11 protein-coding genes are annotated in these 17476 nt (G+C 33.0%); 9 read left to right on the forward strand and 2 right to left on the reverse strand.

Translation table 11 applies throughout. The annotated features are described in order from the left end of the window. The first annotated feature begins 8 nt into the window (after positions 1 to 8). On the forward strand, positions 9 to 488 hold the full coding sequence (locus tag GQR98_RS14760; protein ID WP_042506484.1) for a membrane protein: 480 nt from the start codon (positions 9 to 11) through the stop codon (positions 486 to 488). Positions 489 to 557: 69 nt separating this feature from the next. On the opposite strand, the gene GQR98_RS14765 is transcribed toward GQR98_RS14760, so the two are convergent. Together GQR98_RS14765 and GQR98_RS14770 are read right to left on the reverse strand one after the other, a co-directional pair. Continuing rightward, positions 558 to 2369, reverse strand: a complete 1812-nt coding sequence (locus tag GQR98_RS14765) for a cytochrome-c peroxidase (protein WP_159020169.1) — start codon at positions 2367 to 2369, stop codon at positions 558 to 560. 76 nt (positions 2370 to 2445) lie between these two features. Beyond that, a complete protein-coding gene (locus GQR98_RS14770) occupies positions 2446 to 3978 on the reverse strand; it encodes a hypothetical protein (protein ID WP_317164195.1) in 1533 nt (510 codons plus the stop codon). Between the two features lie 298 nt (positions 3979 to 4276). Between GQR98_RS14770 and bshC the strand changes: the two genes are divergently transcribed. The 8 genes from bshC (at position 4277) to yidC (ending at position 17373) form a co-directional block, all read left to right on the forward strand. Further along, positions 4277 to 5878, forward strand: a complete 1602-nt coding sequence (bshC, locus tag GQR98_RS14775) for a bacillithiol biosynthesis cysteine-adding enzyme BshC (RefSeq protein WP_159021182.1) — start codon at positions 4277 to 4279, stop codon at positions 5876 to 5878. A gap of 55 nt (positions 5879 to 5933) precedes the next feature. After that, on the forward strand, positions 5934 to 7469 hold the full coding sequence (guaA, locus tag GQR98_RS14780; protein WP_159020171.1) for a glutamine-hydrolyzing GMP synthase: 1536 nt from the start codon (positions 5934 to 5936) through the stop codon (positions 7467 to 7469). A 209-nt stretch (positions 7470 to 7678) separates the two neighbouring features. Further along, on the forward strand, positions 7679 to 9619 hold the full coding sequence (locus GQR98_RS14785; protein WP_159020172.1) for a LysM peptidoglycan-binding domain-containing protein: 1941 nt from the start codon (positions 7679 to 7681) through the stop codon (positions 9617 to 9619). A 64-nt stretch (positions 9620 to 9683) separates the two neighbouring features. Then, on the forward strand, positions 9684 to 10223 hold the full coding sequence (locus tag GQR98_RS14790; RefSeq protein ID WP_159020173.1) for a DUF922 domain-containing protein: 540 nt from the start codon (positions 9684 to 9686) through the stop codon (positions 10221 to 10223). Between the two features lie 7 nt (positions 10224 to 10230). Beyond that, positions 10231 to 10458, forward strand: a complete 228-nt coding sequence (locus GQR98_RS14795) for a DUF3820 family protein (RefSeq protein WP_074936106.1) — start codon at positions 10231 to 10233, stop codon at positions 10456 to 10458. Between the two features lie 175 nt (positions 10459 to 10633). Then, the gene (locus GQR98_RS14800) at positions 10634 to 13546 is read left to right on the forward strand and encodes an FAD-binding and (Fe-S)-binding domain-containing protein (protein ID WP_159020174.1); all 2913 of its coding nucleotides are present in this window, start codon (positions 10634 to 10636) and stop codon (positions 13544 to 13546) included. A gap of 206 nt (positions 13547 to 13752) precedes the next feature. Continuing rightward, positions 13753 to 15396, forward strand: a complete 1644-nt coding sequence (locus tag GQR98_RS14805; RefSeq protein WP_159020175.1) for a CTP synthase — start codon at positions 13753 to 13755, stop codon at positions 15394 to 15396. A gap of 81 nt (positions 15397 to 15477) precedes the next feature. Next, positions 15478 to 17373, forward strand: coding sequence for a membrane protein insertase YidC (yidC, locus tag GQR98_RS14810; RefSeq protein ID WP_159020176.1), 1896 nt, complete (start codon positions 15478 to 15480; stop codon positions 17371 to 17373). Positions 17374 to 17476: the final 103 nt, after the last annotated feature.

Consider the following 17476-nt stretch of genomic DNA (forward strand, 5'->3'; position numbering starts at 1 on the left):
AAAAGAAAATGGAAACATTCACTTTAGCACGCGTTATTCATGTTATAGCTGTTATTTTATGGATTGGTGGAGTTTCTATGGTAACTACCGTAATTATTCCGGCCGTAAAAAAGCTAAAATCCAAAGAAGATCAAATTAAAACCTTCGAAGCGTTAGAAGGGAAGTTTGCCATACAAGCAAAAGTAACAACTTTACTAACCGGGCTTTCTGGTTTCTATATGTTATATGTGCTCGATGCTTGGGATCGATATTTCGATTATCGGTTTTGGTGGATTCATGCTATGACTTTAGTTTGGGTGCTTTTTACTCTTATTTTATATGTTTTAGAGCCGCTTATATTGCATAAATTATTTAAAAAATATGTAGAAGAAAATCCTTCAAAAACATTTTCAATACTTCATAAGGCGCATTGGTTTTTACTAATATTGAGTTTAATAACTACGGCAGGAGCAGTTGCTGGTAGTCATGGTTGGTTTTTTATAAAATAAAAATCCGCCATAGGTTGACGGATTTTTAAGGGTTTCATTATTGTGTTCTAAAAGTTTTAGAGCTAATATTTAATACACATCACTAACTGTTTCCGTTAGAGTTTTCATAAAAGCGACTAAAGCGTTTTGTTCTTCAATTGTTAAATTAAGTTCATCGAAAGGCAAAGTTTGATGTTCTAAATCGAAACCTAAACCGCCACCACCTCCAAGGTTGTAAAATTCTACAACTTCCTCTAAGGATTCGTAAACACCATTATGCATGTAAGGCGCTGTTAGAGCAATATTTCTAATACTTGGGGTTTTAAACATGCCTCTATGCAGTGGTTCTTTAAAGCTCCAATAAAAACCTAAATCGTCATCAAGTTGTTTGTTTTCTGCTGTTTCCGGAACTCCAATAACTTCTTTTTCTGTTTCTGTATAAAAAGGAGGAACGGTTCCGTTGGTTAAAGGCATAAAGTGACAAGTAGCGCACAAGGCTTTTCCCATAAATAAATTATACCCCAGTTTTTCTTCATCTGAAAAATTATTTTCCTCGCCTCTTATGTTTTTATCAAATTTAGAATTGAAACCATTTAAGGTTGAAATATAAGATGAAATTGCTTTTATAACATCCGTATTATTTGAAGCTATTTTTCCGAAGGCATCTTTAAAAAGAGTGGTATAAGTTGAGTCTTTTAGAATGGCGTTCGAGAATTTATGCACATCGGAATTAAACTCTTTATCATTTGTAAATACAGATGAAATTTGATCTAACAAGGTGTTTGAGCGTCCGTCTAAAAAGAAACCTTGTTGAAAGGCCGTATTTATAAGTGTTGGTGTGTTTCGTAGCAATGGTTTACCTTGATTATCTAAATTTAGTGCAACATTATCGGCATAGCCTTTATGAGGTAAATGACAGGTAATACAAGCCATTTTTCCGTTTGCGGAAAGTTTAGGGTCTGAGAATAATTTTTTACCCAAAGTAATCTGTTTCTCAGTTGGGTTTTGGTTGATAGCGGCTGTAAAATAGTTTAAATTAAAACTATCGTCTTCAAAAAAAGTAGGTGCATCAAAATTAAAAGGCGTAGTGTCTATTGGTTCCCAAAGTGCACTAGATTTTCTAATATTAACCCAATTCCGAGTAATCGGATTCATGTAATCGCGTGTAAATGTAAAGCGATCGAAAGTATCAAAATCTTGATTTTTATTAATAAAAGCAATAGCTTTTTCAATATTAGCATTAAAATCGGAGTCTAATTTTTCATTCTTAAGTTTAATACTATTTTGAATCGTAGCCTTATAGACGGTTTGTAAACTTTCTAGAGAAACAATAGTTTCATCAATGCCTAAATGACTTACAGGCGTATCAAAACCAGATATGGCTAAGCTTACTACACGTAATAGTTGCTGGTGCGTGGCTATAAAAAAGCGTTGTGGATTAAGGTCTCTTTTTTCAATGGCCTTTTTAAGGTTAGAAAGCATGCCTTTTTGCACGTATAATTCTTGTTTAAAATCGGCTTCGGTAGTTTCATGATCGTAAATGCTCTCTTCTATTTTTTGATAACCAACAGGTTTTATAATCTTACCGGTGTCTTCTTTATAAATAGGTAGGGCAGGTCCGTTTGCTCTGTGGCCTACCTCAGGATTTAAATATGATGCGTAAGGTTCAGCTTTTTTGAAAGCAACACGAGATAAAGCGAAATAGGTTTTGGCTTTTTTACCGTGCATACCTTCGGTTTCTAAACTATCGATATAACTTAAAGCTAAATCTATGTTTTGGGAGTAATAGTTTTGTGCAGCCGACCAATTTATTACAGAAATGGTTTCTTTTTTATCCTGTTGGCATCCAGTTATTGAAATGCAAATAATTAAGAAGAATAGCGATTTTAAATATCGAAACATGTGTAAAAGTTATAAAAATGAAAGAATCTTCATTGCGAAAATGAAGATTCTTAATATTAAAAAAATATAGTGTTTACTATCTAGCTAAGCCTTTTAATAATACAATTTGTCCACCTTGGTTATGTGGTAAACTGCTAGAAACAAAAGCATCGCTTTCCCAGTAATGTGGTTGTAAGTTTAAAATAAATGTATCTGGCACACCTACTTTGTCAGAGATATCTGTTAAAGCACCAAACTCACCAGAAAACCCTGTAGATCCTGTTGGGTCTAAGTTATTTTCTACTTTTAATTCTAAAACTACTTTTGTGTTGTTACCGTCTAAATCTGATTGGTAAATTTGAGCAGCATGATTTCTAGAAAAAGAGTTTGGATCTTCTTGTGTGTACACATAGTTTTCTGTTACACAAATGTTATCTGGACTTTGTAATTCAGATACGTTACCGTCTTGGTTATTAGTATCGGTATTTCCGCTAATAATTTGAGTTAATTTACCTTCTAATGGATTGGTTTCATCAAGTTCAATTTTGTAAACTGTTCCCCAATCGTTGTAAGTGCCTCTTCCAGGACCTCTTCCTGTTACAGCAAAAAATACGTCTCTTGCATTAGCATCGCTACCTTTTCTGTAATCTACATCTTCAACACGCATAAATTGCGAAGCAAATACATTTGTACAAGCAGTTTCCATTTCGTCTTTAGTTAAGCTTGCACCATCTACAATCTCTACAAACTCGATATCGTAAGTGTTTTGAAAATCTAGGCTACCTTCATTATAAACTTGATCTGCAGCAACATCCATAAACCCTCCAGCTCCGTCAGAAACTTGCTTAAATCTTAAAACATAAATTTTTCCGTTTTCTAAATCTGCATCACCATTTTCAGATAAGTACATTGTTACTTGGCCTTCAGATCCGCTAGAATCATCATCACCACCAATTATTACGGTTTTCCCAGCATAAGTACTTTTTGGTAATGGTACGGCGTTTTCCCAAGCAAATTCACCTAAAGCATCTAAACCAAAATCGGCAGTTGGAGTAGGTGTTTCAATCCAAGGATCGATACCTTTAACATCGTAAGCGTAACTTTCTGAAGCTGATAAAAAGATGTCTTTATCACCACCATGTACAGCAGCTTCCCACATAGTACCAGAGCATTGTCTTGCATAATCTGCAACACCACTATTTAATAACCAATCGCCAGAAATAGGATTAAGGTCTTTATCAAAACGAATTCTAGAAACAGCATAATCATCTTCTGCATTTACAACATAGATGTACTCTTCACCGTCTTTTAAAAATCCTGCACCATCTTGAGCACCAACTAAACGAAAACCGTTAGAAAGCACATCTGTAGAACTTAATAAAGAAAAAGCTTCTACTGTACTAAATTCACTGTGTAATTTTACTAAAGGCGCTAAAGACGATTTGTTTGTAAACATGGCTACTGGAGGTGTAAAATCTTCACCATCCTCACCGTCTTTTCCGTCTTCGCCATCTTTTCCGTCAACACCGTTAATACCATCTTTTCCATCTTCGATATCACAGCTAACTATTACTGTACTTGTAGATGTTACAATAAAAAGGAATAAAAATAATTTAATGTACTTGTTCATCATTTAATATATAAATATTGGTTAATTAATTCGAGTCAAAATTAGAATTTGAATCAAAGAACCGTGTTAACTAACTGCTGTGCTTAATTTAATTTTAAGTAACCTTAGTGTTAAAAAGATTACTTAAATATTAACAACCTCTAGAATTAAGTACTGAAATGTTAAGTGAATATAAAATGAATGTTTCTTAAATTTAATACGACAAAATTGGCGGTTTAATTTCCTGTTAATTCTTAACGAAATTTTTAGAATTGCAAAATTGAATAAGCTTATATTTACACTTTCTATCTATTTTAATATGCCAGCAGACTGTATTTCGTTTAAAAACACAGGATATTTTTCAAGTTTAATTTGTGATTATCTCGATGAAAATCAAGAGTTAAAACCATTTTACAACCGTTTTCCAAACCTTGATAATTTCAAAAATCAAATTGAAGAAAAGGGAGCGAGTTTTTCTCCAGAATCTCGAAATGTATTGCATGGTGTACTAACTGAACAGTATAAAAAGGTTGATGCTTCGGCATTAACACTTCAAAATATAGATTTATTAAAACAGGAAAACACCTTTACTGTTACAACAGGGCACCAGCTAAACTTGTTTACGGGGCCACTTTATTTTCTGTATAAAATAGTATCGGCTATTAATCTTTCAAAAGAATTAAAAGAAAAATATCCCGATCAAAATTTTGTTCCTATTTATTGGATGGCAACAGAAGATCATGATTTTGATGAAATAAATTATTTTAACTTCAGAGGAAAAAAAGTACAATGGAATAAGGAGGCTAGTGGAGCCGTTGGAGAATTATCTACCGATGGTTTAGCGGAAGTTTTTGAAGTGTTTTCTAATGAAATAGGACATACCAAAAACGCAGAGCATTTAAAAAGCCTTTTCCAAGACGCTTATTTAGAACATGATAATTTAGCCGATGCTACTAGATATTTAGCAAATGATGTGTTTCACGAATATGGTTTAGTTATTGTTGAGGCTAACCATGCCGAATTGAAAAAAGAGTTTATCCCTTTTATAGAAACCGAATTGTTAAACCAAACATCGTTTAAGGCAGTTACGGAAACTATAGAAGATTTAAATAATTATTCTAAAGGCTATAAAGCGCAAGTAAACCCAAGAGAAATAAACTTGTTCTATCTAAATGAAAATTTAAGAGAACGTATAGTTTTTGAAGACCATATATATAAGGTTGTAAATACGTCAATAACTTGGACTAAGGAAGAGATTTTAGATGAATTAAGAAATTATCCAGAACGATTTTCTCCAAACGTAATTATGCGACCTCTATACCAAGAAGTGGTTTTACCAAACCTATGTTACATTGGCGGCGGCGGAGAATTGGCGTATTGGTTTCAATTAAAAAAATATTTTAATACAGTAGAGGTACCTTTTCCGGTACTGTTATTAAGAAATTCAGTTTTAATTCAAACGGAAAGTCAGAGTAAAAAGCTTCAAAATTTAAATATTTCTAAAGAAGATATTTTCTTAAAACGAAGTGCCTTCATTAATAAAAAAGTTAGAGAAATTTCTAATATTGATATCGATTTTTCTGAACAAAAAAAGCACTTGGTACAACAATTTGAAAGTATGTACGAGCTAGCCGAAGATACCGATAAATCGTTTTTAGGAGCCGTAAAGGCTCAAGAAGTAAAGCAATTGCAAGGTTTAGAGCATTTAGAAAATCGTTTACTTAAAGCTCAAAAGCGTAAATTGAAAGATGCTGTTTCGAGAATGACCGACTTACAAACCGAACTTTTTCCGGGTGGTAGTTTACAGGAACGAAACACTAATTTTTCGGAGTTTTATTTAGAATATGGCGAGCAATTATTACCAAACTTAATAGAAAACTTACAACCTTTAAAAGGCGATTTTTTACTGTTAACAATTTAGTTAAAAAAGTTGTTGTGCTAATTCGTCATTTTAAAATCAATCCTTATTTTTGCGCATGCAACATGACAAGGTACTTATTTTAGACTTCGGATCGCAATACACACAACTTATTGCCCGTCGAGTTAGGGAACTCAACATTTACTCCGAAATACATCCATTTAACAAAATTCCAACCAATTTAGAAACCTACAAGGCAGTTATTCTTTCGGGAAGTCCAAACTCTGTAAGAGGTGAAGATGCTTTGCATCCTGATTTATCAGAAATTAGAGGAAAAAAACCAATGCTAGCCGTATGCTATGGCGCGCAATATTTAGCGCATTTTTCGGGAGGTGAAGTAGCACCTTCGAATACTAGAGAATATGGCCGAGCTAACTTATCGTTTATAAAAACTGATGAGCCTTTTGTAAAAAACATTAGCGAAGGCAGTCAAGTTTGGATGAGCCACTCTGATACTATTAAAAAGTTACCAACAAATGGTGTTTTAGTAGCGAGTACGAACGACGTAGAAAATGCCGCTTACAAAATTGAAGGAGAAAGCACTTATGCTATTCAATTTCACCCAGAAGTTTACCACTCTACAGATGGAAAACAACTTTTAGAAAACTTTTTAGTAGCTATCGCAGGTTTAAAACAAGACTGGACTCCAGATTCTTTTGTAGAAGAAACTGTAGCAGCTATTCGAGAAAAAGTAGGGAACGATAAAGTAGTTTTAGGGCTTTCTGGTGGTGTAGATTCTACCGTAGCAGCTGTTTTACTTAATAAAGCTATTGGTGAAAACTTATATTGCATTTTTGTTAATAATGGATTGTTACGTAAAAATGAATTTACTTCAGTTTTAAAACAATACGAAGGTATGGGACTTAACGTAAAAGGCGTTGATGCTTCTGAGCGTTTTTTAGAAGCTTTAAAAGGTCTAGAAGATCCTGAGAAAAAACGTAAAGCAATTGGTAATTCTTTTATCGAAGTTTTTGATGATGAAGCTCACAAATTAACCGATGTAAAATGGTTGGCACAAGGTACTATTTATCCTGATGTTATCGAGAGTGTATCTGCTACAGGCGGACCATCGGCAACTATCAAAAGTCACCATAACGTAGGTGGATTACCAGATTTCATGAAACTTAAAATTGTGGAGCCACTTCGTGCTATTTTTAAAGATGAAGTACGCCGTGTTGGTGCAACTTTAGGTATCGATCCAGAATTATTAGGTCGTCACCCTTTTCCTGGCCCTGGTTTAGGAATTCGTATTTTAGGTGATATTACAGCCGAAAAAGTACAAATGCTTCAGGAAGTAGATGCTATTTTTATAAATGGTTTAAAAGAATGGGGATTGTACGATAAGGTTTGGCAAGCAGGAGCTATGTTGTTACCAGTTAATAGCGTAGGTGTAATGGGCGATGAGCGTACTTACGAGAAGTGTGTTGCACTTAGAGCAGTGGAAAGTACCGATGGTATGACGGCTGACTGGGTAAACTTACCTTATGAGTTTTTACAAAAAACATCGAACGATATTATTAATAAAGTTAAAGGTGTAAACCGTGTGGTTTACGATATTAGTTCTAAGCCACCAGCAACCATTGAATGGGAATAGGGGTTTGTAACCAATTTTAATTCTATGGAATTTTGTTTTAGCAAGCAGAAAACTAATGCCTATAATTTTTAAGAATTAGTTGGCTGTTTTGTTAAAAACAAACGTATATCCAAATAATGATAATACCTAATTGATGTTTAAGTTTTGGCATGTTATGTGCTATAACTATTAAAAATAAGCATCAATTAGGTAATTTTAAAAAAACATAAATGAGTAAATTCTTTTCCATTATTTTAATTGCATTAGTGTGTAGTTTTGGCACATTACAAGCGCAAAATTTTAGTACACACCAAGTAAAATCAGGAGAAACAGTAGAGAGTATAGCAAAGCGTTATTTTGTAACAGCTAGCGATATTTATTCTTTAAATCCAGATGCTAAAAAGGAATTAAAGACAAATACTATATTAATTATTCCTATTTCTAAAGCTAATCAGCCAACAGTTACTACGGTAAAGGAATTAAAAGGTTTTAGAACACACAAAACAAAACGTAAAGAAACCTTATACAGTTTAGCTAAAAAGTACAATGTATCGGAAGATGATATTAAAAAGTACAACAAGTTTTTATACGCGAATACACTTCGTAAAGGTGATAAACTTCAAATCCCTATTTTAAAAGAAACTAAAGTTGTTGATGAAGTGAAGAATACAAAACCATATTTGGTACAAGCCAAAGAAGGTAAGTGGCGTATTGCTTATAAATTCGGAATTACTTTAGAAGAATTGGAAGCGCTTAACCCTAAAATGGGAGCTGTACTTCAAGAAGGACAACAAATTAATGTTCCTAATTTAGAGAAAGAAGAAATTAAGAAGGTTGACGAAACTTACGGTTATTATAAAGTACTACCTAAAGAAGGATTTTATCGTCTAAAATTAAAACTAGGTTTAACTCAAGAAGAACTAGAAGCTTTAAATCCTGAATTGAAAGAAACGGGATTAAAAGTTGGTATGATTTTAAAAACACCACAAGGCAATACTAATTTAGCAGGTGTTATAAATACAAGTTACGATGGTACTTCTTCTGATTTAAAAATGAAAATAAAAGATTACAACACAAAGCATATTGCTATTATGTTGCCTTTTAGATTAAATCGTGTGGAGTTTGATACCACTGCAGATACTAGAAAGAGTATAAAAAGTGATCCGTATTTAAATGCCTCTTTAGATTTTCAATCTGGTGTTTTAATGGCTATCGATTCTTTAAAAGCTTTAGGACTTTCTCTTAAAGTTGATGTTTATGATACTAAATATGAAGTAAGTGAAGTTTCTAGAATTTTAGCTAATAACGATTTTAGTGATGTAGATGCTGTTATTGGTCCATTAACGCCAATCACATTTGCTAAAGTAGCATCAGAATTACAAGTAAACAATGTACCTGTAGTTTCTCCAATTGGGTTAGATTTACAATTACGTTCTAACGTTTTTCAATCTAGGCCTAAAACAGAATTACTAAAAAGTAGAATTGTACAATTCGTTAAAAAAGATACCTTAAGTAATAATGTTATTATTGTGGCAGATTCTAAACACGTATCTATAGCAAACGAATTAAAGCGTACGTTTAATCAAGCTTCTATTGTTTATTCGAGAAAGAATAAAAAAGGGCAAGATGAAAATTATGTACTCGTTAATGATATTGTAGGTTCGTTAAAAGCAGGTAATAACTATGTGTTTTTAGAAACCGCTAATGCTGGTTTTGTATCGAATGTAACAAGTTTATTAGCTTCGGTTAATAATACTATAGAGCCTGGACAAAAAAATAATGACAAAAAGAAAATCACTTTGGTTACGACCGATATGAATGATGCTTTTGAAGGTGACCAGGTTTCTAACGAACATTTATCTAAATTGAATTTTCATTTTGCAGCAACGTCGAAATGGTTCGATGAAACTGAAAATAGTTTTGTTAAAAAATACGAAAGCATGTATAACGCAACTCCAAATAAAAGAGCCGTTCGTGGTTTCGATTTAACTATGGATGTTGTTTTACGTTTAGTATCTTCAAATAGTTTATATGAGTCGGTTAACGAAGCTCCATTAACAGAATATATTGAAAGTAAATTTGCGTACAAAAAAGATATTTCTGGTGGTTATTATAACGACAGTATCTATCTAGTAAAACATCAAAATTTACGTATTATAGAAGTTAAATAATAAAAATAAGTCAAGATATAATCTAATCGTTTTTATATCATATTAATAAATTTAATTTTTTATTGTGATTAAAATATTAGCTTTTTTATTTTGTACTATAAGCTTCCAAACAGGAGAAGCTGTTATTTCTTGGGAAGATGATTATAAATTGTCTTGGTCAGATTTTAAAGGAAAACCAAAGCAGAATTCAGGTGCAGTTGCAGAAACGGCGTCAGGAATTAGCTTTGGTTTTTCCGTTAAAGAATTAAACTCTAATGTTGTAAGTTATACAGCGGAAGTTCACGCTTATTTTAGTGTCGAAAAATCTTGGTTTCATAAAGATAAAGCCAGTGATTATATTTTAAATCATGAGCAATTGCATTTTGATATAACAGAATTGTTTGCAAGGAAATTTAGAAAAGAAATTGCTCAACAAAAAGTTTCAAACGACATTAAGGCTAAGTTGAAAGTAATTTACAAAAAACATGTTACCGATTTAGGAACGATGCAAAAACGCTATGATGCGGAAACAGATCATTCTAAAAAAATCGATGCTCAACAACGATGGCAACTTTTTATTAAGAAAGAACTTGATAAGCTGTCTAAATTTAAACTTATAGAATAATAACCCTGTGGTTCCAGATAAACATTTCCTGATTACATTAGCGCATACCAAAATGCCTTTTGGTAAATACAAAGATCGTTACTTAATAGACTTACCCGAATATTACGTGGTTTGGTACCATAATAAAGGGTTTCCTAAAGGAAAGTTAGGCGATATGCTTAAACAGGTTTATGAACTGAAATTAAATGGTTTGGAAGATTTAATTAGGAATATACAACGTAAGTATCCTAAATAAATAGTTATAGTTTGTACGCGTCTTCATTTTAAAATCTACGTAAATTAATTAAGATTACCACCTGCTTTTTAATTAAAACTAATAACTTTGATATTATTAGAATTTAGTTATTCTAATGGCGCAGCACTTTTTTTAAAAGCCCGTTGTATTTAACGAAACTATATTTATACATAAAATGACTTTAGCTGATTTAAAATCGGAGTTATCTGGAGAATTATTATTCGATAATTTATCAAAATCTATTTACGCCACAGATGCTTCGGTTTATAGAATGTTACCCATGGCGGTTGCATATCCAAGGGATAAAGAAGATATAAAAAAGCTAATTAGTTTCGCGAAATCTAATAATACAACTTTAATTCCGCGTACAGCAGGAACATCTTTAGCAGGACAATGCGTTGGTAAAGGTATTGTGGTAGATGTTTCAAAATATTTCACCAAAATTATAGCGTTTAATAAAGATGAGCAAACCGTTACAGTACAACCAGGTGTTGTGCGCGATGCGCTTAATAATTTTTTAAAACCTCACGGCTTGTTTTTCGGCCCAAATACGTCCACTTCAAACCGATGTATGATAGGTGGGATGGTTGGTAACAATTCATCTGGAACAACATCTATTAAATACGGTGTTACCAGGGATAAAATATTACAATTAGAAACTATTTTAAGTGATGGAAGTGAAGCTGTTTTTGGCGAATTGACTTCTGATAGTTTTAAAAAGAAAATAACAGAAAATACTTTAGAGGGAAAGATTTACAAATCGATTTACGAAGAATTAAAGCAGGATACAGTAAAAAACCGAATTATTGAAAATTTCCCTAAACCAGAAATTCATAGACGAAATACCGGTTATGCTATTGATGAGCTAATAAAATCTGATGTTTTTTCGGAAACTTCTGAGAAATTCAATATGTGTAAACTACTTTCTGGTAGTGAAGGCACATTGGCTTTTTCAACGGAAATTACTTTAAAGTTAGATAAACTTCCGCCAAGCGAAGCCATTATGGTTGCGGCACATTTTGATAGTATAGAAAACTGTTTAAGTGCTGTAGAATTAACTATGAAACATAATTTGTTCAATTGCGAAATGATGGATAAAACCATTTTAGATTGTACAAAACAAAATAAAACCCAAGAAGAAAACAGAGCATTTATAGAAGGCGATCCCAAAGCTATTTTAATGTGCGAAGTAAGAGGCAATTCTGTTACCGAAGTAAAAGCTCTAGGTTTAGCTTTAGTTGAAGCCATAAAAACATCAGGGCTGAGTTATGCGTACCCAGTGCTTTTTGGAGATGATATTCAAAAAGCAAATAATTTACGTAGTGCAGGGTTAGGCTTGTTGGGAAACATGATTGGTGATAAAAAATCGGCAGCGTGTATAGAAGATACAGCAGTTGCTTTACCAGACTTGGCAAACTATATAGCAGAATTTACGGCTTTAATGAAAGGCTACAATCAAGACGCTATTTATTACGCACATGCTGGTGCAGGAGAATTGCATTTACGCCCTATTTTAAATTTGAAAAAGGCTGAAGATGTTGTTTTATTTCGAAAAATAACCACTGATGTAGCTCATTTAGTTAAAAAATATAAAGGTTCCATGAGTGGCGAACATGGCGATGGTATCGTACGTGCTGAATTTATTCCTTTAATGATTGGTGAAGAAAATTATCAATTAATAAAGCGTATAAAATCGGTTTTCGATCCTAATAATGTTTTCAATCAAGGTAAAATTGTAGATGCTTTTTCTATGGATAAAGCGCTGCGTTACGAAGTAGACCGTAAAGAACCTGAGATAAAAACAATGCTTGATTTTTCGAAATCTCAAGGCATTTTAAGAGAAACAGAAAAATGTAATGGTTCTGGAGATTGTAGAAAATTACCAGAATTTGGCGGAACCATGTGTCCAAGTTATCGCGCAACTCGAAATGAAAAAGACACCACTCGAGCGCGTGCCAATGCGTTAAGAGAGTTTTTAACAAATTCTGATAAAGAGAATAAATTTGATCATGAAGAGTTAAAATCTGTGTTCGATTTATGTTTAAGTTGTAAAGCTTGCGCATCGGAATGCCCGAGTAGTGTTGATTTGGCGAGTTTAAAAGCAGAGTTTCAATATCAATATCAAAAAGAACATGGTGTTCCGTTTAGAACAAAACTTTTCGCTTATAATAATCAATTAAATAAATTAGGAAGTATAGCGCCAAGTGTAACGAATTTCATGTTTTCAAACACGTTTACATCTTCAACATTAAAAAAAATATTTGGTATAGCTCCCGAACGCACATTGCCATTAATTTCAAAACGAAATTTAGAAAAAGAATATAAAATTCATTCTAAAACTAGAGATTCTAAAAGTTGTATTAAAACAGTTTATTTATATAATGATGAGTTTACCAATTATTTGGATACCGAAGTAGGAGTAGATGCTTTAGAGCTTTTAAATGCTTTAAATTACAAGGTTGAAATGGTTGCGAATGAAGAATCTGGAAGAACCTTTTTATCTAAAGGATTATTAGAACAAGCCAAAAAAGCAGCCAATAAAAATATAAACATTTTTAAAAATATAATTTCAGAAAACACACCATTAATTGGTATCGAGCCTTCAGCTATTCTAACTTTTAAAGATGAATATTTAAAATTAGCAGACGATAAAATTTCAGCGGAATCTATAGCAAAAAACACATTTTTAATTGAAGCATTTATTCAAAAGGAAATTGAATTAGGCAATATAAAAGCAGAGCAATTTACTTCGGAAGCTAAAACCATTAAATTCCATGGGCATTGTCATCAAAAATCTGATAGCAATCAGTTGTCTAGTTTTACCGTTCTTAATTTGCCGAAAAATTATAAAGTAACCATTATACCAAGTGGTTGTTGTGGTATGGCAGGTAGTTTTGGTTACGAGAAAGAACATTATGGTGTAAGTATGCAAATTGGGGAACAAACATTATTCCCTGCTATTAAAAAAGCAGCTTTAGACACTGTTATATCTGCAAACGGCACAAGTTGTCGTCATCAAATTAAAGATGGCACAAATCGTATTGCAAAGCATCCTGTGAGCGTTTTAAGGGAAGCTTTACTGGATTAATTTATAGATTTAAAAATAATCCGAAGTGTAATAAGTTGTCTCTTCCTGAATAATAATTTCCTTTTATTTTGTAATGGTTTTAGCCATAAATATGAGGTTAAAATTACTTCAAATTCATTATTAATCAATCACTTTCAAATTAGCCTAAAACAATTCCGAAATAACTATTTAAATTTTGTAAATTTGCCTGCGTTTATAAGCGCAACATGACAACTACAGCAAAATACATTTTCGTAACCGGTGGGGTTACATCATCCCTAGGAAAAGGGATTATCGCGGCATCGCTCGCAAAACTTCTACAAGCACAAGGCTATAGAGTAACTATTCAAAAACTAGATCCGTATATCAATGTCGATCCAGGCACTTTAAACCCTTACGAACATGGTGAATGCTATGTTACCGAGGATGGTGCCGAAACCGATTTAGATTTAGGACACTACGAACGTTTTTTAAACGTGCCAACTAGTCAGGCAAATAACGTTACTACAGGTCGTATTTACCAAAGTGTAATTCAAAAAGAACGCCGTGGTGAATTTTTAGGAAAAACTGTTCAGGTGGTTCCTCATATTACCGATGAGATTAAAGAGCGTATACAAATGCTTGGTAAATCTGGCGATTACGATATTGTAATTACAGAAATTGGTGGTACTGTTGGAGATATTGAATCTTTACCATACATAGAGGCTGTGCGTCAATTACGTTGGGATTTAGGTGAGAATAATGGTATTGTTATTCATTTAACGTTAGTACCATTTTTATCTGCTGCTGGCGAATTAAAAACAAAACCAACCCAACATAGTGTAAAAACATTAATGGAAAGTGGAGTACAAGCCGATATTTTGGTTTGTAGAACCGAGCACCAATTACCTATGGAATTACGTCGTAAACTAGCATTGTTTTGCAATGTTAAGCAAGAAGCTGTAATTCAATCGATAGATGCATCTACTATTTACGATGTACCTAATTTAATGCTAGAAGAAGGTCTAGATAAGGTTGTGCTTAAAAAGTTAAATTTAAAAAGCATTGTACCAGATATTTCTAACTGGAATAAATTTGTACACCGTCATAAAAATCCAAAGTATGAAATTACTATTGGTTTAATTGGTAAATATGTAGAATTGCAAGATTCTTATAAATCGATTTTAGAAGCTTTTATTCACGCTGGAGCGGAAAATGAAGTAAAGGTTAATATTGAATCTGTACACTCAGAATATATAAATGAAGATAATGCTAAACTAAAACTAGGTCATTTAGATGGTGTTTTAGTTGCACCAGGATTTGGTGAGCGTGGTATTGAAGGTAAAATTGATGCTGTACGTTATGTACGTGAAAACAATGTGCCGTTTTTCGGAATTTGTTTAGGTATGCAAATGGCTGTTATTGAATTTGCTAGAAACGTACTGAATTTAAAAGATGCTGATTCTACTGAAATGAGTCCGGATACTAAAAACCCGGTTATCAGTTTAATGGAAGAGCAAAAAAGTGTTACCGATATGGGGGGAACCATGCGTTTAGGTGCTTGGGATTGCGATTTAAAAATAGGTTCAGCCATTCGTGATATTTATAAATCGGAGAGCATTAGCGAGCGTCACAGACATCGTTATGAGTTTAATAGTGATTACAAAGAACAAATTGAAGCTGCCGGAATGAAAGCAACAGGATTAAACCCGAACACAGGTTTAGTTGAAATCGTTGAAATTCCTTCGCATCCTTGGTTTATTGGTGTACAATATCACCCAGAATACAAAAGTACAGTTGCCAATCCGCATCCATTATTTGTAGCTTTTGTAAAAGCAGGATTAAACTTCAGTAAAAAGCGTAAAAGTGCCAAGATGGCACAAAACGAATAGTGGATAGTTTTTTGATTTAAGAAAAATAATATATAAAGGCCTGATGGATGTTTTAATTTGTCAGGTCTAAAATTTGAATACATGGAAGAAAAGAAATTAGACGTTAATTCGATTATTGGTTTTGTACTTATTTTCGGAATATTAGCGTACATGCTTTGGCAGAATAAACCAACGCCAGAAGAGCTTGAAGCACAAGAAAAAGCAAAGCAAGAACAAGTTGCTGCTGAAAATAGTCCCAAGCAAAATGATACCAAAGTTATTACGGCAGACGATTTTAAAGTTGCCGGTGTTTCAGATTCATTACAATTAATTGGCCTTAAAAGTAAATTTGGTGCTTTTGCTTACGCAGCATCAACGGCTTCAGATAAAGAAACCCTTGTTGAAAGTGATGTTTTCGCTTTAAAATTTAGCAACAAAGGTGGTTATCTATCAGAATTACAACTTAAAAAGTTTGTTAATTACGATTCACTTCCTATTTATTTAATAAAGGATCGTAATGCAGATTTCAATATCAATTTTGGAACTACAGATAGTAGAACTTTAAATACTAAAGATTTATACTTTACACCAACCGTTACAAAAAATGGTGAGAATACTGTGGTTTCAATGAAACTTAAAGTATCAGAATCTAAATTTTTAGAATACCGTTACGAGTTAAAACCGAACGATTACATGATCGATTTTACCGTGCGTTCTCAAGGTTTAAGCGATGTTATTAATAGCTCTCAAGTTCTTAATTTAGATTGGGCTTTAAAAGGATACAGACACGCTAAAAGTATTTCTTACGAAAACAGATATACAGATATTCATTACGAATATGAAGATGGTAAAGCAAACTACACAGGTGCTCGTGATGCTGATGAAGAGTTAGAAGATGTAACTTGGATAGGCTATAAGCAACACTTCTTTTCATCTGTATTATTAACAGATACGGCATTTAAAAAAGCACAGATTAAATCTGAAAACTTAGTTGATGACGAAGTTGTAGACACCGTTTATACTAAATATTTCGATTCTAAAATGCCATTAGCATTACAAGCAGGAGAACTTAATCAATCTATGGATTTATATTTTGGTCCAAACGATTTTGAAGTTGTAAACTCTTATGATCGTAATTTAGACGAGTTAGTACCATTTGGTTGGGGACTTTTCGGTTGGATTAACCGTTATATCTTTACGCCTTTATTCGGCTTTTTAGGAGGCTTTTTACCTTACGGTATTGCTATTATTGCCATGACGGTTTTAATTAAATTAATGCTATCGTTTGTACAATACAAGCAGTTTTTATCGCAAGCGAAAATGAAAATTCTTAAACCAGAATTAGATGCTATTCGCGAAAAGCATAAAGACAATAAAATGAAAGCGCAGCAAGAAACTATGGCGTTGCAAACTAAAGCAGGAGCAAGCCCAATGGCGGGTTGTTTACCAGCTTTAATACAACTTCCTGTATTCTATGCGTTATTCCAATTTTTCCCTTCTGCGTTCGATTTAAGACAAAAATCTTTCCTTTGGGCAGACGATTTATCATCTTATGATGTTATAGCAGATTTACCGTTTAACATTCCATTTTATGGAAATCACGTAAGTTTATTTCCATTACTAGCGTCAGTTGCAATTTTCTTTTACATGCAATTAACAACAGGACAACAAGCGGCGTCGCAACCACAACAAGAAGGTATGCCAGATATGGCAAAAATGATGAAGTACATGATGTATTTCTCTCCAATTATGATGTTGTTTTTCTTTAACAATTATGCTTCAGGACTAAGTTTATATTACTTTATCTCGAACTTAATTAGTATCGGAATTATATTAGTGATTAAGAACTTTATTTTAGATGAAGACAAAATTCACGAACAAATTCAGGAGAAGAAAAAACAGCCTAAAAAGCAAAACAAATTTCAGAAAAAAATGGCTGAAATGATGGAGCAAGCAGAACAGCAAAAGCAAGCTCAGAATAAGAATAAAAAGAAGTAAACCATACACTTCATAAATTTTAAAAAGCCCATTAGCTATATCGTTAATGGGCTTTTTCTTTTGTCTAAGTTGGGTGTTACCCAAAAGGGCCAGGCTTTATTCG

This window comes from Algibacter sp. L3A6 (assembly GCF_009796825.1).
Taxonomy (GTDB): Bacteria; Bacteroidota; Bacteroidia; order Flavobacteriales; family Flavobacteriaceae; genus Algibacter.